The 19597-nt window shown below is 36.7% G+C and carries 21 protein-coding genes; 13 read left to right on the top strand and 8 right to left on the bottom strand.

The window, feature by feature from the left end; translation table 11 throughout:
* Window positions 1-188: 188 nt before the first annotated feature.
* Window positions 189-947: a hypothetical protein gene (locus EM4838_RS07050; protein WP_081367453.1), complete on the bottom strand. Its 759-nt coding sequence runs from the start codon at window positions 945-947 to the stop codon at window positions 189-191.
* A 419-nt stretch (window positions 948-1366) separates the two neighbouring features.
* On the opposite strand from EM4838_RS07050, the gene EM4838_RS07045 reads away from it, so the two are divergent.
* Window positions 1367-1843, top strand: a complete 477-nt coding sequence (locus EM4838_RS07045) for a flavodoxin family protein (RefSeq protein ID WP_071867446.1) — start codon at window positions 1367-1369, stop codon at window positions 1841-1843.
* Window positions 1844-2027: 184 nt separating this feature from the next.
* Window positions 2028-2228, top strand: a complete 201-nt coding sequence (locus tag EM4838_RS07040) for a cold-shock protein (protein ID WP_010735357.1) — start codon at window positions 2028-2030, stop codon at window positions 2226-2228.
* 122 nt (window positions 2229-2350) lie between these two features.
* On the opposite strand, the gene EM4838_RS07035 is transcribed toward EM4838_RS07040, so the two are convergent.
* The 5 genes from EM4838_RS07035 to EM4838_RS07015 form a co-directional block, all read right to left on the bottom strand.
* Window positions 2351-2713 carry a TIGR02328 family protein gene (locus EM4838_RS07035; RefSeq protein ID WP_071867445.1) on the bottom strand — a complete coding sequence of 121 codons (363 nt, stop codon included), beginning with the start codon at window positions 2711-2713 and terminating at the stop codon, window positions 2351-2353.
* 38 nt (window positions 2714-2751) lie between these two features.
* Window positions 2752-2985, bottom strand: a complete 234-nt coding sequence (locus tag EM4838_RS07030) for a helix-turn-helix domain-containing protein (RefSeq protein WP_071867444.1) — start codon at window positions 2983-2985, stop codon at window positions 2752-2754.
* A 37-nt stretch (window positions 2986-3022) separates the two neighbouring features.
* Window positions 3023-3283 carry a hypothetical protein gene (locus EM4838_RS16720; protein WP_071867443.1) on the bottom strand — a complete coding sequence of 87 codons (261 nt, stop codon included), beginning with the start codon at window positions 3281-3283 and terminating at the stop codon, window positions 3023-3025.
* A gap of 235 nt (window positions 3284-3518) precedes the next feature.
* On the bottom strand, window positions 3519-4010 hold the full coding sequence (locus EM4838_RS07020) for a cysteine hydrolase family protein (protein ID WP_071867442.1): 492 nt from the start codon (window positions 4008-4010) through the stop codon (window positions 3519-3521).
* A gap of 13 nt (window positions 4011-4023) precedes the next feature.
* Window positions 4024-4836, bottom strand: a complete 813-nt coding sequence (locus EM4838_RS07015) for a Cof-type HAD-IIB family hydrolase (RefSeq protein WP_071867441.1) — start codon at window positions 4834-4836, stop codon at window positions 4024-4026.
* A 325-nt stretch (window positions 4837-5161) separates the two neighbouring features.
* On the opposite strand from EM4838_RS07015, the gene EM4838_RS07010 reads away from it, so the two are divergent.
* The 11 genes from EM4838_RS07010 to EM4838_RS06960 all read left to right on the top strand — a co-directional run bounded on the left by EM4838_RS07010 (window position 5162) and on the right by EM4838_RS06960 (window position 18396).
* The gene (locus tag EM4838_RS07010) at window positions 5162-6019 is read left to right on the top strand and encodes a glycosyltransferase family 8 protein (protein WP_071867440.1); all 858 of its coding nucleotides are present in this window, start codon (window positions 5162-5164) and stop codon (window positions 6017-6019) included.
* Window positions 6012-6914 (top strand): glycosyltransferase family 8 protein, encoded by a 903-nt coding sequence (locus tag EM4838_RS07005; protein WP_071867439.1) that lies wholly within the window; start codon window positions 6012-6014, stop codon window positions 6912-6914. Before EM4838_RS07010 ends, EM4838_RS07005 begins: the two co-directional genes overlap by 8 nt.
* Window positions 6915-6958: 44 nt before the next feature.
* Window positions 6959-7309 (top strand): iron-sulfur cluster biosynthesis family protein, encoded by a 351-nt coding sequence (locus EM4838_RS07000; RefSeq protein ID WP_071867438.1) that lies wholly within the window; start codon window positions 6959-6961, stop codon window positions 7307-7309.
* A 26-nt stretch (window positions 7310-7335) separates the two neighbouring features.
* Window positions 7336-8277 carry a magnesium transporter CorA family protein gene (locus EM4838_RS06995; RefSeq protein ID WP_071867437.1) on the top strand — a complete coding sequence of 314 codons (942 nt, stop codon included), beginning with the start codon at window positions 7336-7338 and terminating at the stop codon, window positions 8275-8277.
* A 64-nt stretch (window positions 8278-8341) separates the two neighbouring features.
* The gene (locus tag EM4838_RS06990; protein WP_023519734.1) at window positions 8342-9235 is read left to right on the top strand and encodes an SDR family oxidoreductase; all 894 of its coding nucleotides are present in this window, start codon (window positions 8342-8344) and stop codon (window positions 9233-9235) included.
* 30 nt (window positions 9236-9265) lie between these two features.
* Window positions 9266-9829, top strand: coding sequence for an alkaline shock response membrane anchor protein AmaP (amaP, locus tag EM4838_RS06985; protein WP_071867436.1), 564 nt, complete (start codon window positions 9266-9268; stop codon window positions 9827-9829).
* Window positions 9830-9841: 12 nt separating this feature from the next.
* Window positions 9842-10030, top strand: coding sequence for a DUF2273 domain-containing protein (locus EM4838_RS06980; RefSeq protein WP_010735369.1), 189 nt, complete (start codon window positions 9842-9844; stop codon window positions 10028-10030).
* 11 nt (window positions 10031-10041) lie between these two features.
* Complete coding sequence (locus tag EM4838_RS06975; protein WP_071867435.1) at window positions 10042-10812, top strand: Asp23/Gls24 family envelope stress response protein; 771 nt, start codon at window positions 10042-10044, stop codon at window positions 10810-10812.
* Between the two features lie 90 nt (window positions 10813-10902).
* Entirely contained in the window at window positions 10903-11145 is a 243-nt protein-coding gene (locus tag EM4838_RS06970) for a GlsB/YeaQ/YmgE family stress response membrane protein (RefSeq protein ID WP_071867434.1), read from the top strand.
* A 481-nt stretch (window positions 11146-11626) separates the two neighbouring features.
* The gene (locus tag EM4838_RS06965; RefSeq protein WP_071867433.1) at window positions 11627-16813 is read left to right on the top strand and encodes a putative mucin/carbohydrate-binding domain-containing protein; all 5187 of its coding nucleotides are present in this window, start codon (window positions 11627-11629) and stop codon (window positions 16811-16813) included.
* A 146-nt stretch (window positions 16814-16959) separates the two neighbouring features.
* On the top strand, window positions 16960-18396 hold the full coding sequence (locus EM4838_RS06960) for a helix-turn-helix domain-containing protein (RefSeq protein ID WP_071867432.1): 1437 nt from the start codon (window positions 16960-16962) through the stop codon (window positions 18394-18396).
* A 73-nt stretch (window positions 18397-18469) separates the two neighbouring features.
* Here EM4838_RS06960 and EM4838_RS06955 read toward each other — a convergent pair whose 3' ends face one another.
* Window positions 18470-18685 carry a helix-turn-helix domain-containing protein gene (locus tag EM4838_RS06955; RefSeq protein WP_019723937.1) on the bottom strand — a complete coding sequence of 72 codons (216 nt, stop codon included), beginning with the start codon at window positions 18683-18685 and terminating at the stop codon, window positions 18470-18472.
* 8 nt (window positions 18686-18693) lie between these two features.
* The gene (locus tag EM4838_RS06950; RefSeq protein WP_071867431.1) at window positions 18694-19167 is read right to left on the bottom strand and encodes a DUF2975 domain-containing protein; all 474 of its coding nucleotides are present in this window, start codon (window positions 19165-19167) and stop codon (window positions 18694-18696) included.
* Between the last annotated feature and the right edge of the window lie 430 nt (window positions 19168-19597).

Below are 19597 nucleotides of genomic sequence, written 5' to 3'. Positions count from 1 at the left end.
GTTGAATTGAATCAACTGTATTTTTATTAAATAATAATGATTATTATTTAAAGGGCAACATTGACACAAAAAAATTGGATTATTTAAATGAAAAGAAAGGATAAGAAGATGTACACTAAATTATAAAGTTGATAAGAAAAAAGCAGTATACGAGATCGGTAGCGATCTCGTATACTGCATAAATTATTTTAGTAACATTTTTCGCAAGGGGTCAATCCGCGTGCCAATGCTTCACTCATTGTCGCAGGATAGTAGTCACCGTTACCACACTTATGCGTATGGTACTTTGCTCCAGTTCTGGTAACTAAGACTTGTGCTTCATTCGCTTGTGCTTGTTGCGCTTGAGCTGCGGCTGCTTGTTCTTGTGCCACGCGTTGGGCTTCTGCTTGTTCAGCGGCTACACGAGCTTGTTCAGCGATACGCGCTTGTTCCGCTGCCTGTGCTTGTGCTGCCTGTTCTGCTTCAAGACGAGCTTGTTCTTCCTGTGCTTTCTTTTCTGCTTCAAGACGAGCTTGTTCTTCTTGTGCTTTCTTTTCTGCTTCAAGTTTTGCTTGTTCTTCTTGCGCTTTATTTTCCGCTTCACGTTTCGCTTGTTCTTCTTGTGCTTTCTTTTCTGCTTCACGTTTCGCTTGTTCTTCTTGTGCTTTTTTCTCAGCTGCTAATTTTTCTTCTTTCTTTTTCTCTTCTAATTCTTTTTTTTCAACCGCTTCTCGTTGGGCTTTATCTTCACTGGATGTTGAAGTGGTTTCCGAAGTAGCAGTATCTGCTTTTGACGCTTGATTGGTACCAGATCCGCAAGCGCTACTGATTAGTAGTAAACCGAATAAAGCACTAAATAAAATGAGATGGCGCTGCCAAGTTTTTCCATTTCTTTTACTTGATCGGCTAAATAGATGGAGACCAAGTATCAAACTGATTAATCCTAACAATAACAACAATAAATTCATTTTTTCCTCCTGTTTCTACAAAAAATAGATCGCTTTCATACAAAGCTCCCCCTAATAAAAGCGATTGGTTTTATTTACGGCGCTTGACCGTATTCTCTATGTCGGAATCGAACCGACGAAAGCCAGTTAGAGAGTGTAGATAAATCAAAAAAGAATAGTAGTACAAGAAAGCGCAACGTTATAATTATATAAAGAAATAATAACAAACAAACTTTATTTTATCATTAAGATGAACATAATAACAGAGAGTTTTAATGGATGATGATTTTTTTAATATTTGTTTTTTTAATGTAAAAAATGTTATATTTGATGAAGAAAAGTATCGTTTTGATATCATAATCGTTTGAATATAAAAATTAACCAAGAGTTCATATGAAAAAAAGAGTGAGGATGAAAAACTGGGTAGAGGAGGAGATAATATGCGCATTTTGTTTATTAATGCAAGCCCGAACAAAGAGGGGATGACCGTTAAATGGGGAGAAAAAATCTTAAAAGATATCGACTATACGGTCCTGCATTTAGTTGATTATTCGATCAATCAGTTAGGACAGATGACCGAAGAGGATGAATTTGACAAAGTCATGGGAGTAATCAAACAAGCTGACGTCTTGGTGATTGGTACACCTATCTACTGGTGGGATGTGACCGGTCTGTTAAAAACATTTATTGATCGCTGGACGGATCTATTTGAGTATGGGTTAGACACACCAGAGGCTCCTTTGTATCAAAAATCTGTTTTCTGGTTTGTTCAAGGATCTGCTGCAGAAGAAGCTATCAGCGGAATTAGACAAATGTTGTCAAATGTGAGTGAGCGTTTTTTGATGCAGGAGTTAGGGATGATTTATCAAAAGAAAGACATTGCTTCATCTAATGAACGAATCAAACAAATGAGATAAATAGAGAAATTGAAAGTACCGAGGGTTTATAGTTGTGTTTTATGAAAGGGCATGCTATAGTATAAAAGTAATCTATTTTGAAACGTAATTTGAGCTATAAGTTAAACATTATAAGACTCCTTTTGCCTATCAAATATTTATTGCACTATAAACGTACGTTGATACGTATCAGGAGGAAATATACATGAATAACGGTACAGTAAAATGGTTTAACGCAGACAAAGGTTTTGGATTTATCACTGGTGAAGATGGAAATGACGTATTCGCTCATTTTTCAGCTATCCAAGGTGACGGTTTCAAAACATTAGACGAAGGTCAAGCTGTGACTTTTGATGTTGAAGATGGACAACGTGGCCCTCAAGCAATCAACATCGTTAAAGCATAATCAAACGATTGATATCTTACTGCTCTTTCTTATGAAAGAGCAGTTTTTTTGTGTCTAATTTCAATAAAAGCCTCTCGATTCAGTAATCGAGAGGTTTGATAGAGCCATGAGTTATTACTTGTTTATAAGATGATCCCTTTCTGTTCTAAGTTTGCCACGCATTCGGCTAAGTAGATCTGATCATGTTCTGGATAAAGGGGTGAGGTCCATTCGATAGGGGAAAGGGTAGGATAAGGTTCGCAGATCTTCCCACGATACAAGGGATCAAACCATTCTTCACCAGGTTTATAATTCTGTTTCTTCATTTCTTCCATTACTAACAAATGATATTGAAATAATTTATAAGGCGAATGTGTAAAAACGTAATCGACAGTTGCATGTTTTCGTCCCCAACCATTGCCTCTCAGAGCACAACATTCGCGATGTTGTCCTAATAATTGTTGGCGTGGAAGTGATTGCAAGAGGCTTTGATGCCATAAGCGCATATAAGATTTCCTTCTTTCTAAAACAGTGAATTGAGTGTTTAGGATGCTTCCGTTCGACCAATCAAATAATCGATGGTCGTGTCGTAAAAATCTGCGATAAAGATTAATTCGATAATACTAGGTATATTTTTTCCATCTTCATAGCTTTTATATGTCTCAATCGGTAAGTTCACTTTTTCAGCAACCTGTGGTGTAGTTAAATGCTTTTTATCTTTGAGGAAGTTTAAACGGCAATGCAGTGTATCCAGTAAAATCGCTTCTTCAATGGTCATTTTACCTCACCTTTCTCTAAATAATTATCTATGAGAGTTAACGTTTATTTTTTCTGTTTAGATAAAATAAATACCCAATGACAAAGAGTATGGAGAAAATGAACCCAACTAAATTAAACGTGAAGATCTGGAAGGGTTCGAAAAACTGATAATTTAATACTTTGTACATAAAATAGATCGCAGGAAAACTAGCCAAAGCGATTTTTTTTCGTTCTTTTGTCCATTTGATAAATGAAAAAACGATCGGTACAAAGATAAAAACAGGAAAAATAAAAGCAAGTCGGCTCAATTCCAGCATAATAAATAAACTCCCATAGCTATATTTTATTCGTGCATAAATTGTGTTTTGAGTTATTCTATTTGAGAATATACTAGATTTATATTCACTAAATAAAAGATAGCATGTTATACGATTCTGAACAAATATTTCGATAAAAAACATGATTTTTCTGTAGACGTATCATTTGAAAAAAATAAAAAAAGGTGGAACCTTCATTCCACCTTTTTTATGCTTTTCGATTGGTTTCGACCATTTACTCTTTAACATAAACATTAAAGTCTTTTAGAAGTTTAAGTGCTTGTGGCTCATGATTACGACTGCTGACTAGTGACGAATCAATGATAAAGTCAGCTTCTGGAAAGGCGCTTTGTAAAGCAATCGTGTTGGATAAGACACACAAATTCGTTTCGATCCCAACTACTTCAATTGTTTTTTGTTCTTCTTTACGTTCAAAAAGTGAATGTTTGATCTCTGTTAATATTTCTGGAGGCAGAGTGAAGTAGTATTTTTTGATTTCACGCTCATCTGATAGAGGGGAGAGAGCGGGAATGATTTTAAGATCTTCACTCTCTGCCTCATCTTTCCGTTCGATAGGGATATCTCGAGTGAATAGTACGTATTCATTCGCTGCACGTGCTTGGTTTAAGCGTGTGTTTACACGTTCAACTAATGCTTCACCATCTTCTAAATAAAATTCACTAGTTGGATCTAAAATATGATTTTGCATATCGATAACCACTAACATCTATCATCTCTCCTTATAAAAAGTGATCATTCAAAAAGTTTGCGACACCGGCTTCGTCATTAGTTTCTGTCACTTCATCTGCTAAATCCTTCACATGTTCTTGCGCATTGCCCATAGCCACGCTTAATCCACTGAACTCAAGCATTGCCAAATCATTTTCTTGATCACCAAACGCCATGACGTCTTCTGAAGATAAACCTAAGTACTCAGTTAGGAATAAGAGAGAGTGTGCCTTTGTAATATTTCTAGGAGTGATTTCCAGGAAATGTGGGTCTGAAAAGACAGAATCAATTCCTTCTTTCTCCAACTCTACTTGGATTTTTTTTAGTTTTTCCTCATTTTTATCCGTCAGTGCCAGTTTCAAATAGCTCAATGAAGGATCGTCCAACTGTGCTGTGATCTCATCGAAAGAATGATTTTGCAAGTTAAAGTGTTGATAATAAGGGTCGTCTTTTACTAAGGCATTTTCGTTAAAAGTGATTTGGTCATCTTGTGTTTCTCGGCTTGCGATGATCGATATTTTTGCTTCTTTTGCTAAATAAAAGGCCTTTTTTAGTATAGGTACTTCAATTTTTGAGCGTCTTAATACATGATCGATCTTGCCGTCTTTCATTTCCGAAATTAATGCACCGTTAGAAGAAATCAAATAGCCACTAACTCCTAATTGTGCAAAGACATCCTTTGCAGAAATACTATTTCTTCCTGTAGCGATCGTTACGATTCCTCCATTAGAGGAGAATGCTTTTAATGCTCGAATATTTTCTTGTGGGACAACTCCTTGGGAATCAAGCAAGGTCCCGTCTAGATCGATTGCTGCTAATTTCATCTTTTTACGCTCCCTTAGTCTTTTTTCTTTCACCAATAGCTTAAATGAGAAACTTCTAAAATAAAAATAAAATGCTTTAACTCTTTGAATTTTTTCAAAAAAGATTTTTCATAAAGGGTGAAAAGGATATTAGTAAGTAAATGGTTAAGACCGCTGTATAAAAAAGCATAACAATCTTAATGTTTTCGTTTTCATTTTCATAAAAAAGGTCAAATTTAGGGTAATATTCATAAAAAACAAAGCATATCTTTTGCTTTCAGGAAAAAGTAGGCATATTGTAGATGTAGAACAGGTTAGAAAAAGATTAAAAAAAGGAGTGATTTTGATGGAGATTAAGTATGGGACTGTACCGGTTGTGACTGCTTCAGATGAAAATTATGCTCCTTATCTAAGCGTAATGATTGCAACGGCACTGGAAAATGCGAATAAGATGAGACATATATATTTTTATGTGATTGATGATGGCCTATCAGAATATAGTAAAGAAGGATTGCGTCAGACAGTTGCACAACACTCAGAACATGCAAGCATCCAATTCTTGACAGTGGAGAAAGATGTATATGAAGATTTCTTAGTCAGTGACCACATTACAACAACTGCGTATTTACGAATTTCTCTACCTAAGATCTTAGCAAAATACAATTATAAAAAAGTGTTGTATCTAGATGCAGATGTTTTAGTATTAGATGATATTGTTGCATTATATGATGAATCATTGAACGGTAAAACAATTGGGGCAGTAATTGATCCAGGACAAACGAAAGCGTTGAAGCGCCTAGGGATCGATTCAGAAGAATATTATTTTAACTCAGGTGTTATGGTGATCGATATTGATCAATGGATTGAAAAAGACATTACAGATAAAACGATCCAATTCCTAAAAGAAAATGGTGATCAGATTATCTATCATGACCAAGACGCATTGAATGGTGTCTTATATGGAGATTGGGAACAACTTCATCCAAAATGGAACATGCAATGTTCGTTGATTTTTGAACGACACCCAGCTCCAGATAAAAAATATGAAGAGTTATATAAGAGTGGAAATGAAGCTCCTTCAATCGTTCATTTCACAGGGCATGATAAACCTTGGAATACATTGGAGGATCATCCTTATACACAAATCTATCTAAAAAATCTAGCGCATAGCGTATTAATGAAAGTAGGCGAGGTAAATGAATAGAAGAAAAGAAGTAGCAGTTGTCTCTAGTTGTAATACAAAATTTGTGCCTCATCTAGCAGCACTGTTCGTGTCGATTTTAGAAAATAGTGACCCAAAAGTGTTTGTACGATTCTATGTGGTTGATGATGATATTGAATTAGAAAGTAAAAATCTTTTACGTTATTCAGTGAAGAATTCACGAATGAATACAGATGTAGAATTTTTGAAAATCAATAAAAAATTCTTCAAAAACTTAGTAACAAGTGATCGTATTCCTGAAACAGCATACTATCGTATTGCAATCCCTGAGTTGTTTAGAGGGAAAAATGTGGAACGTGTCCTTTATATGGATTGTGACATGATCGCGTTGAACGATGTCAGCAAACTATGGGATTTAGAGTTTAACGGCGCAGTCATGGCAGCAGTTGAAGATGCTGGTTTCCACCAACGTCTTGAAAAAATGGAGATCGAAGCAGACTCAATGCGTTACTTTAACTCAGGCTTGATGCTGATCAATGTTGAAAAATGGTTAGAACAAAATATCACGAAAAAAGTTCTTAACTTCATTGAAGAAAATCCAGAAAAACTTCGATTCCATGACCAAGATGCATTGAATGCTATCTTACACGATCGTTGGATTGCTTTGCATCCAAAATGGAATGCACAAGGTTACATCATGGCGAAAGCAAAACAACATCCAACAGCTGAAGGAGAAAAAGAGTACGAAGAAGCACGTCGTAAGCCTTATATCATCCATTACTCTGGACACATCAAACCATGGAGTGAAGATTTTAAAGGTGCTAGTAAAAAATACTATGAAAAGTATGCAAATATGACCGCTTTTCGTTGTGTTAAATCATTCCCTAAATATCCAATGTACGCTCGTGTTAAACGAAATACAGAATTAAGTCATTGATCGATAATAGAAAAACTTACTATTATATAGAGGAGATGATCGATATGGAAATCACGCTGACAAGAAATGCGATGGACATCTTGAAGGAAAAAGCAGGCGAACAATCAAAATTAGCACTTGCATTGATCAATAGTAAAGATCCTTTTCTTAGAGACAAAGGAGCTTGTGCGAAAGGTAGCTTTTTCCAAATTATCCCTTTTGTTACTGAATTTGGACTATACGTCACAAAAATCAATCATCCTTCGCTAGAAATCTATACATCACAAAGTGAACAATGCTATTTAGGCAAATATTTGACGATGGATTATGATCATGTATTGAACAGTTTCTCATTAGAAAATGAGATTGCTGTACTAGATCATAATATCAAACTAACTAATTGTTTCTTTAGTTGATTGCATACTGGAAAGGACGATTCACCATGCTGGAATATTACTTGATTGATGAAAACAAGAAAGTAATAGCCGCAGATGAAGAACATTTTAATTGGCTTGTTATTGATACGAGCGATACTGAGGAAATCGAACAGGTTACTCGAACCTATCAGCTTCCTGAAGATATTTTTGTCGGTATGACTTATCCAGAAGAGGTCTCACGGCTTGAACATCTATCAGGAACAAGTTTGAACAACCCGATTTCCTTAGTACTGCTCAACCTTTCAAGTGAAAAAGAAAAAATCGAACGTCGCCTGACGCCATTGTCGTTCGTCATATCAAATGACTTATTGATTACTTGTCGGGACGAAAAAACCAATTTTATCGATCGGCTGATTGAACATCATGGTAATAAAATCGATTCTTTCGAAAAAGTGATTGTTTATGCGGCATTAGATATCTATACCCATTTTGTCAAAGAACTTCGTGAAATGAAAACGCGTATTGATGCGTTAGATCAAGAAGCTCGAAAAACGACAGAAAATGAAGAGCTATATAAGCAAGCTGATTTAGAAAGAGACATTGTTTACATCGATCATACGTTGCGGGATCAAAAAGAGACAATGGAACTATTGTGGGAAACACCTGAATTCAAAGAACGTGTCAATGACGAACAGCTTCTTTATGACGTTCGTTTAAGGCAACGCCAAACAGAGAAGATGATTCTGATTTATCGCGATCTGTTAGAAAGTATCGGCGATCTGTTCAATGGAATGATGGACAACAATTTGAATCATCTGATGAAATATCTGGATTCTACCGCATTGATCATCTCTGTACCTGCGATGATCGCTGGTATTTGGGGAATGAATACCGGTGGATTACCAGGAGAAGATTCAGCAACTGGTTTTCTTTTAGTATTAGGAGGATCAATCCTTGCGGCTGCTGCGCTAGGGTATCATTTATTTAGAAAAGATTACACAAAATAATTAATATGGGCTTTTATGCCCAAATTTATAACGTCAGTTATGACTAAAAATTAGGAGGATCAACATGACAGAACCAAATTTAATCGACCCAAGAAAACTATACCACACAGAAGAATTTCCAAAACAGGATCAAGAAACTCCGGCTTTGCAAAAGGATATGAAACCAGTGCCTGATTGCGGTGAAGAAAGTTATAAAGGTACGGAGCAATTAGCAAATCGACGTGTCTTGATCACAGGTGCAGACTCTGGTATTGGACGTGCCGCTGCCATTGCCTTTGCACGAGAAGGCGCAGATGTAGCCATTCAATTTTTCCCAGGTGAGGAAGAAGACGCGCAACAAGTAGCCCATTATATCGAGGAAGCTGGACGTAAAGCATTACTATTACCTTATGATTTGCGAGATGAAGCTGCACCAAAAGAAATCATCCAAAAAACAGTGGATGCATTTGGTGGATTAGACACACTTGTTCTGAATGCGGCGCAACAAATTTCGTCTCCTTCAATTGCAGAAATCCCATTAGAACAAGTAAAAGATACTTTTGCTGTAAATATCATCGCAATGTTTGCACTTGTGAAAGAAGCAATTCCACATATTCCAGCAGGAGGAGCAATCCTTACAACGACTTCTGTCCAAGCATTCAATCCAAGTGAACACTTGTTAGATTATGCAGCGACTAAAGCTTCGATTGCAAACTTCACCATTGGTTTAGCAAAACAATTAGCACCAAAAGGAATTCGTGTCAACGGCGTAGCACCAGGACCAATTTGGACACCATTACAACTAGATGCAGGTCAACCAAAAGAAGATCTACCTGAGTTTGGTCAACAAGCATTGTTGGAACGTGCAGGTCAACCAGCTGAGCTAGCACCTGTTTATGTCTTTCTTGCATCCAACAAAGCAAGCTATGTCACAGCACAGATTTACGGTATCACTGGTGGAGAAGCTATCAATCTATAATCAGTGACTAGAAGCTAGGAGGGCGAGAAAATGAACAAAGGAGCCAAAACGATAGGAGCGATCTTACTGATCCTTCTGCTGTCTGTTTTAATATTTGCAATGTTGCTAAGCTCAGTGTATCCATTGCCGTTTAAGTTAGAAGAATTTCGCTTTTTATCATTAACTAACTTTTACGTACAACAATATGTCTTTTGGGTAACCGCAGCGTTTGCTGTGTTGACGTTGATATTGATTCTAGTCTTATTATTCTACCCAAAAACTTACCGGTCATTCTTATTAAAAAAAGGTGATGGAGAGTTAACATTAGATAAAAAAGCAATCGAAGGAATGGTTCGTTCACGATTGACGAAAGAAGACTTTGTTTCTTCCCCAAAAGTAACGATCAAAGCAACAAAAAATAAAATTGACGTAAAAGTAAAAGGCGAGTTGAAACGTACGTCATCATTAATCGGTAAAACAGGAGCACTAATGACAGACATTGAGCGCGATGTAAAACAAATCATCGGCACAGATGAACCAGTGAATGTCCTGATCAATTATACCGGTTTTGATTCACCACAATCAAAAAGAGTTGAACACTCACGAGTACAGTAAGGGGGAGAGAAAATGAACGAGATCTTTTCGACATACAAGCTCCCAATTATTTGTGGCGCGCTTGGATTGATATTAGCTATTTTGCTAGTAGCTGTCGGATTTTTTAAAACATTGCTGATCGTGATCATGGTTGCACTTGGCGTAGCCATCGGCATGTATTTAAAAAGAACCGGAATTTTAGAACATTACTTTAAATCTTAGGAGGCTTTACCATGGAAAACAATCATACAAATACAAACGGAAATACACCGAAATCAGCACATCCAGATCCAACAACGCCAAATCAAGCGCAAGGGATCAAGGATGAAAAAAATAAAACAGCACCGGTATCTGCACATCCAGATCCAGTGGTGCCACATGTAGAAGAAAAAGTAGCGCATGATCAAAAAGAACACCATGATCATCCACATCATGAAGCAAAAAATCCAGGTGTGCATACTCCAACTCATGAGGCAAGTAAACAGACAAACGAAGTGAAGGGCAGTGAGGAATCAATGAACGGTGAAGTAACTTATGATGACAAAGTCATTCAAAAAATTATTGCGATCGCATTAGAACGTATCGACGGACTATTAACAGTAGATGGAGGCTTTTTCTCAAATGTTGCTGGTAAATTAGTCAATACGGACAATGAAACAGCAGGCATCGAAACAGAAGTTGGAAAAAAACAAGTGGCTGTTGATATGTCGATCGTCGTTGAATATGGCAAGGACATCGAAGATATCTTTAAACAAATGAAAGAGATCATCAGTGAAGAAGTAGCGAATATGACACATTTAGATGTCATCGAAGTGAATGTCAATGTCACAGATATCAAATCAAAAGAAGAATTTGAACAAGACCAAGTCACTGTTCAAGATAAAGTGACAGATGCTGCAAAAGCAACTGGAGAATTTGCGTCAGAACAAACAGACAAAGCAAAACATGCAGCAAACAAAGGAACGGAAAAAGTAAAAGAAAATAACGAACCAAGAGTACAATAAAGTATCTTGGTGAGTCAAAAAAACTTTTAATTAAAATAAATAAGATGTCGCATTGAAAAAATCGGCTAGACACTATAGGAGGAAATACAGATGGGTTTTATTTGGTCATTAATCGTAGGTGGAGTTATCGGAGCAATTGCAGGAGCAATCACAAATAAGGGTTCTTCAATGGGTATCATTGCAAACGTCATTGCAGGACTTGTTGGTTCAGCAATCGGGCAAGCAGTGTTAGGATCATGGGGACCAGTAATTGGTGGTATGGCAATCGTTCCATCATTGATCGGTGCGATCGTCTTAGTATTGATCGTGTCATTCTTTGCACGTAAATTATAAGAATAAAGAAGAAATTTGCAATGAATGCAAAAATTCTTCTACTTTGAAATAATCGGTAACATTCAATTACCAGTTATTTGATTGAAGGATCTTTACAAGTTGACTTGTTCAACGAAGTGAAGATCCTTCTTTTTTGTTGTCCTTTCGGCGTTTTAGCAAGTAGATAAGCAAAAGATTATTTTCTCACAAAAAACCTCCTTTCAATTACTCCCAATCGAAAGGGAAAAAATGGCGTTACACAAGATGCGGATGACCGATAAGCTTGAATAAGTAAAGCTTTTCGATGCTTTTCTAAATGATTTGAAAAAGGAGTGAATAGTAAAAAGACGATTAAGAAACGGAAAATACATAACGTTTTTAATAAAAGAGTCATTTGAGATACTACGAACATCCTTTGAAGGTAAAATAAATGACTACCAACAGAGAATGAAACAGACGAAATGTTTATTCTCTTGTTGTTTGAGAATAGGGAGGTAATGATTTGAGAACAAGAAAAAAACTGTTGAACAGTGCTTTGATCCTAGGATTGACTTTAGGTAATCTTAATGGCACAGTTGTTCAGGCAGTGACTGCATTCAATAATTTAGGAATGAGTCAAAATAGACAAGTTAGTAATAGGCAAAAAAATGATGACTCTGACAAGGCGATAGAAAACACTGAAGATAATAAAAAGGTAAATAAAAACGCCAGTAGAACAACAGATAGTACATCAAATAAAGAAGAAACAAATTCTCGCACGGTATCAGAGAAAGAATCAAAAGAAGAACAAGAACGAATTTTGGAACGATTATTAAATCCTAGATATGCGATAGACGTTCCAGATAGTATCCTAGTTGCTCCTAGTACTAATTCAATTCGTTTAGGTGAGTTTTTAGTTAATGAGATGCAAAAAGGGATCAATGAACAATTCAATACAGACAATGATAATTTAAGTGTTAATGACACAATGATATTTAGAAACGTGACACCTATTTTTTATTATTCCTCTAGTGTGAGTACACCAGGAGTAACAATCAATAATCTGAGCCCATTAAGGGCGAATGGGGATTCTGCACCAAGAAGAGTTTTCAGGATCAACGCCATTTCACGTAGTGGAAATTGGCGAATGGAAATCACCCCTACGGAAAGTTCTACAGCTCAAAATTTGAATATTGGAGAAATAAATGTTGTATTTACTCGTCTAAGAGTAGCTCCACCTCAAGAAGAAATATTTGATGTAGAGAGATTTCCGTATTCTTATTATTGGTATATTGAACCCTGGAATGAAGCTTGGAGTACGGTAAGAATTGCGACGGAGTTTAAATTTGATTTTTCAACTACGGATATTGGTGATCTACGTGCGAATGTCAAGCCAGGTACACATACACTTAGCCATGGGGAGACAGTTCCCGATCCTGAAAGCTATGTAAACGTAGTAAATTCTCGTGGAGATGTCAGTTACCGATGGTTAACGGAACCAGATACGAACAGAATAGGTAAGCAACAAGTACGCATAGAAGTCAGGGATCAAACTGGCAGACCTCCAGTAATCGTGACTTTTGATATGGAAGTCCTACCATTGATTACTACAAAAGAAGATCAAATACAAGTTTATCAAAATGATCCAGTACCAGCTTTGGATGAACTTTTTGACGTCAATTATCAAGGTTCCTATCAGTTGTCATGGATTACTCCGACGAGTACAGCGACCCCAGGTTCCTTCGTATGGCAAGCGCGAGTTCGTACACAAGATGGCAGAGAAGCAACCGCTTCTGTGAATGCTGAAGTAATACCAGACCAAGGAATAATGATTGAGTTACATCCAATCAGAGCTCAACAGCTAGGTAATACAAGATCTTTATTGAATAGTAATGCATTCAGAGATTTAATCAAATCTGCATCTTTTAGAGGAACACCACTAGATATCGATTCTCTTAGATTGGTTGCTTCAGAATCATTTGAGCCAGATTATCAAACAGTTGGTGAACATCAATTAAGATTAACTGTTGAAGGACAACGACCAGACGTAAACGTGAGAACCACAGGAACAATTGAAACTACTGTTAACGTGCGTTGGGATAACACAATTTTGATGAGATCGATCAACGGTCAATCAGCTGGGGCATTTTCATTATTATTAAGTAATTCAGATTCTAATAATATTCCCCTAAGAATTACTAATGGCTTAGCAACAGACATGGACGCTTCTGTAGGACGATTAACTTCTCCTTTTTCTACATACTATTCGATCCAAATTATGCGTAATAACAATGTAATCTACAATCAAGAGATGTCGAATCGTACGACTCTACAACAAATCATGGATCAATTTGGTAACACAGACAATATTTTCAATGTCCAATTGGGCGATGTAATTCGTATCCATCATCCGGAACGAACAGCCAACAGCTCAGTTTTGATGATGAATGAAGAAGAGCATGATTTTACCTATGACACAGAATATGCATACTACGAAGTCACCTCTTCTGGTTTTAGACCTGCTCCGGTCATGGAAGCGCAAGCTTCACAAAAAAACTTTGCATTAGGTGAAAACACCTCCAACATTGATCCTAGCTCATTGATCGATAATGTGACGATCAATGGTCGAAGAATTGATAATAGCCAATATACAGTAGAATCACTGATTGATTTTGACACGAGTACGATCGGCACACGTAATATGCGTCTAAGACTAAATATGAATGATGGTCTTGCCTCGAATGAAATGGAAGTAGAATACGGTGTGAATTGGGGCCATACTTTTGTGTTAAGAGGACTGAATGAAGCAACGGTTGGTGCGTTTAGTTTGCTTAAAGAAGACGGACAATTGGCACTCCATGCATCTCAAGGCGTAAGTGGTACGAACCTTGCCAATCCAGTCAACAATCACTTTGGTCGCGATACGTATTATTCGATCGAGATCATGGGAGGAACTAGCTCGAATTTTACATATGAAGTAGCAGGTAACTCCTCGATCCGAGATGCGATCAGTGGCTTCAATAATGGACAGCCTTTACCAGTTGAAAAAGGCAATGTGATCAAAGTTTACCATGCAGATCCTCAAGGTGCTTCGCAAGGGCGAAACTTGCTCATGCAAGACGAATTAGTTCGTGATTACACGATTGGTTCAAATTATGCTTATTACGAAGTGACAGATAATGGGTTAGAACCAATTATTACCGTGGCTGCAGAATCTTCACCACAAGAATTTACTTTAGGCGATAGTACAGCAGGCATCAATGGAGCAAATCTGATCGATCATATCACAGTCAATGGGGTCGAATTAGCACCGAGTCTATATACAGTGACTCAATTAGAAGAATTTGATACATCCACTGCTGGTAAGAAAGATTTACGCATCCAATTTGAAACAAGAGATGGATTAGTTTCAAAAGAAATCACTGTCCCTTATGAAGTCAAGTGGGGGAATACGATTGTGATGCGTTCAGCCAATGGCGGTGCGGCAGGAGCTTTCTCTTTAAGACCAGGAAGTAATAATTCGGTGCGTCAGTTAACGATGTTCCCGGGGATTGATTCACCGTTAAATGAGCAGTTGAGTCCAAACTCTTCCTTGTATTACTCAATGGAGATCATTCGTGGCGATCGTACAATTTATTCTCAAGATATGCCAGGACGAGCAACGCTACAACAAGTGATGGATAATTTTGGAACCAATCGCGCGGTAACCGTTCAATTTGGAGATATCATCAAAATTTATCATCCGCAACGTTCAGAAGGAAGTTCAGTGTTATTTGTTAATGAGGAAGAAAAAGACTTTACTCATAATTCTTCTTATGCCTACTATGAGGTAACCGCATACGGATTTGAACCAATGGCAGTAATGGATGCTCATACAGCAAATAAGGAACTTGTTTTAGCGCAAGATACAACCAACTTTGAATTGGAAGAATTATTAGATAGCGTGACGATCAATGGAGAACCTGTGGCAGAAGATACCTATACGATCGAGCGCTTATCTGATTTCGATACTTCAACCATTGGTAAACGAGAAGTTCGTTTGAGAATGGCTATGAAGGACGGTCTAGCCTCCGTGGAGCTGGAGATTCCTTATGAAGTGAAGTGGGGTAGTACGTTCTTATTGAAGGGCTTAGAAAATGCAACAGTTGGGGCATTCAGTATCGTCGAGCAAGATGGGCTATCAAAAATCCACGCCACTCAAGGCGAGGAAGGAACGATTTTAAACAATGCGGTGAATAATGTTTTTGGTCGTGATACGTATTATCGAATCGAAATTTTAGCTGATCCAGAGCAGCCAGAAAGTCGCCTGTTTCCTGATAATATCAAATACAGCTATGAAGTGACAGGACATATGACGATCAGACAAGCAATCCAAGGCTTTAATAATGGGCAACCGTTAGAAGTAAATGAAGGGGATATTTTCAAAGTTTATCATGCGGAAACAGAAAATCGTAACTTGTTGATGCGTGATAACTTGGTCAGAAACTTTACGGCGGGATCTAATTATGCCCATTACCGAATCCAAAACGGTGAGTTTGAACCAATCACTATGATCCATGCAGAAAAACAAAATCAAAGCTTGGTTTTAGGTGAAGATGCAAGTGAATTGGATGCAACAAAGCTGATCAATGAAGTCCGCTTTAACGGACACCAATTATCTAGTTCGTTATATAATGTGGAACAAATTGATGCGTTCGATACACAAACAGCTGGTCAAAAATCAGTGACCGTTCGTGTATCCACAGCAGATGGTGTAACCGCAACAGATATTGAAGTGCCTTATGAAGTCAAATGGGGTAGCACGATCCATTTAAAGAATCGTCAAAATGAGACAGTAGGTTCATTTGGTTTAGTGAAAAGTGGTCGCCAAATCGAGATTCAATCCATTCAAGGTTCGGATCGTACGATTTTAAATAATCGAGTAACGCAAGTGGACGACAATAATGTGTATTATGGAATCGAAATCATCGGCCAAGATGGACGGTCGAAATATCAATATGAAGTTCGTGGAACACAAACGATCCAACAAGCTATTTCACGGTTCAATAGTGGAAGTGCCTTTCCAGTAGTTGAAGGAGATGTTGTCAAGGTCTTCCACCAAGATGCGAACAACAATATCTTGATGCATGAAGAACAAGAAAGAAACTTCACTTATGGAGGACAGTTTGCTGTTTATAATGTGACAGAATATGGCTTTGAGCCAACAGGGGAGTTAGATGTTCGAACACGAGTAGCTTCTATTGCGATTGGCACAGAAAGAGTCGATCCGAAATCTATGGTTGAAACAGTAAGAGTAAATGGTCGCGAAATTCCAGCCAATTCTTATACGGTTCAGTTACAAGAAGATTCACAAATCGATACATCTGCACTTGGAAGTAACAATGTTGTTGGTTTAGACATCCAAGTCAATGAAGCACATGGTGGTTTTACAACAAGTGCTGAAGGAAGATACTCAGTGGTTGAACAAGGTGCAGAAGATACTCCAGGTGCTGCTGGTGAAGAGGGGACTGGAAGTGATACCGGCGAGAACGGAGAAAGTGGACCAAATGACGGAAGTGATCAAGAAGCAACAGGCAACTTACCACAAACAAATGCCACTAGAAACACGCTTCTCTCTGTATTGGGTACCATATTACTGACATTGGTTGGCGGCATCTTCTTTTGGAAAAAACGATCTACTGACGAGGTGGAAGAAGAGTCAAATGAATAAAACAACTTTTTATCCACTTTTTATCCATTGGAGAAAAAATAGTTTTTAGAGAAGAAAAAAGACCACTAAAATTAAATAAGGGAAACACTCAAAGGAGGGGAGACCCAAATTTGAGTGTTTTTTATTTGTTAGTGAGGTGAATAGAAATGTTGAAAATTTTGTCAAAAAAATTAAAAAGACAATTGAAATTACTAGAGTACTTATTTGAAGGCAATACCTATCGTTTTAACGACTTAGAAAATTTACTTGGTTGTTCAGCAAAAACTTTGAGGAATGACTTACTTGATCTTAACTCTTATGCCAGTGATATTACCATTCAAATGACACGAGAAGAAGGGGTTAAAGCAACAATTCTACCTCATGTAACAGAAGATTATATTTATCAAGTGATCAAGCAAGAGTCGATCGAATATCGTTACTTAGAAGCTATATTATTACATAAGTTTAAGAATTATCTAGAATTAGCAGACTATTTATTTATTTCTGAAAGTACCTTGCGACGAATTGTCGATAAAATCAATCCGATGTTACAAAGTTTTGATCTGAAAGTACAAGCATTGATTAAGCTTGTTGGTAACGACCAAATCATTACTGAAATGACTGTACAGTTCTTAATGGAAAAATATCATTATTTTGAGGATGCTTTCCCTGCGACTTTTCGGTTGATTGTTACTCAACTAGCACAGGAGTTTGTTGAAGAAAATAACTTGCAACAAACGCTGATTAGTTTGGAGCCACAAGAGAAAAAAATATTTCATTTTTGGATTGCGAGCCGTATACTATTGCTCCAAAATGATAGTGCGCTAGTTTCAAACAGTAAAAAAACAAAGAAATTCAAGTACGAAATATTAACAACTAAGCAATTGCACCTACCTAAGAAGAACGAATTGATTAATGAGCACTTGGCACGGTTTATATTCGATCAACCTTTTATTTTCCAATTATTCGATATAGATACTTTGAATCAAAAAAATCCCATTATACTTGCATTAGATAGCTTCATCAAAGAGGTGGAAGAGAAATATGGAATTGTATGCGAAGACAAAACAAAGATCTTCCACAAGATCACTATTTTATTACAACAAAATACGGTGCCATTTTCCATAAATTACCAAAAGCACTCACTTTTTTTAAAAAACACTCACTCAGAAATGAATAAAATCCAACTTCGATTATGGAATAAGTTAAAACATTACGTCCATACGCATAATATTCTACTAAATGATTTCGAAGAATTTGCGACAACTGTATTTACAGAAATATTATTGTACTGGCCAGATCTAATAAAAAAATTCGAAGATAATAAACATGTACGTGCATTAGTCATAACCAATTCTACCCTTAAATATGACGACTATTTGCTCAGCAAGCTAGAACACCAGTTGGGCAATCAATACGAATTTGTCGTGAAAAACAATAAAGTATTATCTCAGGATCTAATTAATTATGAGAATTTTGATTGTATTATTTCAAATATTACGATTGATAAAACATATAATATCCCTATATTCGGTATCTCCGTTTTCCCTAAAACAAGGGAGATACATAATCTGATAAACTTTTATCAAGAATTGCTTGCTTGATAACGAATAAAAAAATGCAAGTCCTCCAAATCTTGAGATTATGGGGCTTGCATTTTTATAATAGCTGAAATAGTTAGATTTCTTTATCTTTTTCAAAGACAAGAAGGTCACCTGGTTGACAATTTAAAACTTCACAGATTTTATCTAACGTAGTGAAGCGGATCGCCTTTGCTTTTCCAGTTTTCAATATTGAAAGATTAGCCATGGTTATGCCAACTTTCTCACTTAGTTCAGTTACTGACATTTTCCGTTTTGCTAACATCACGTCTAAATTAACAATGATCGCCATCCCGCACCTCACACTGTCAATTCGTCATTTTTCTTCAAACGAATTGCTTCTTCCAATATTTTGATCAAGACATTCATTAATACTAACCCTGCAAAAGGTAAGAAAACCAGTGCAAGGCCTAATAGCATCAATCCAGGAGCATCATCCGCATCTGCCATTTGGTAGAATTTTGGTAAAATACCAAAAGCACTGAGTGATAAGAAAATCATTACTTTCCGGATATAGCTAACTAAACGATGGGAATGCTTTGAAAATGTCTGGTCTTTAGATACGATTGTTAATAATTTAAAAATGATGCCACCAATGATGATACCTGATAGCAGAGTAGTGAAAATGACTAAAATCATAAGAATGGTTTGCCAATCTAAGTGGGTGTTTGATTCATTGGTTAATAACTGAGTACCAAATAATAGACCAAATAGACCGAAAACGACACATACTCCGATAGTAGTTGTTTTTAAAAATAATGAATGTATTTTCATTTGTTTAACTCCTTAAATAAATATATATTGATATTCAATTATTATTTATCGTTTTTCGATAAACAAATAGCTGAACGATTGCCTTTCCCGAAGAAAAGGCAATCTAACGAAGCATTTGTGTTACTTAAAACCTCTAAAGAGGCGATTACTCTATATTAACTCTTTCTCATTTAAACAATGTATTCCCTAACCACTAATACATCCTTGTAACCCTTTAGTTACGCCAGTGGGATTAAATTTCATAAAAACAAATTAAGATGTCGTATAACATATGATCCGTAATAACTCTATTATAGCACAACATGCTATAGATGTAAATAGACTATAACTTTCAGAAAAAAACATTGGCTGTACCGAAAAAATGAAAAGTTCTACGCAGTTTATTAATCAACATGTAATCCAAAAGACTAGTGAAATGTGCTACAATCTT

Source organism: Enterococcus mundtii (assembly GCF_002813755.1).
Taxonomy (GTDB): domain Bacteria; phylum Bacillota; class Bacilli; order Lactobacillales; family Enterococcaceae; genus Enterococcus_B; species Enterococcus_B mundtii.
Note: the sequence above shows the minus strand (reverse complement) of the source record. Positions and strands in the feature narration are given on the sequence as shown.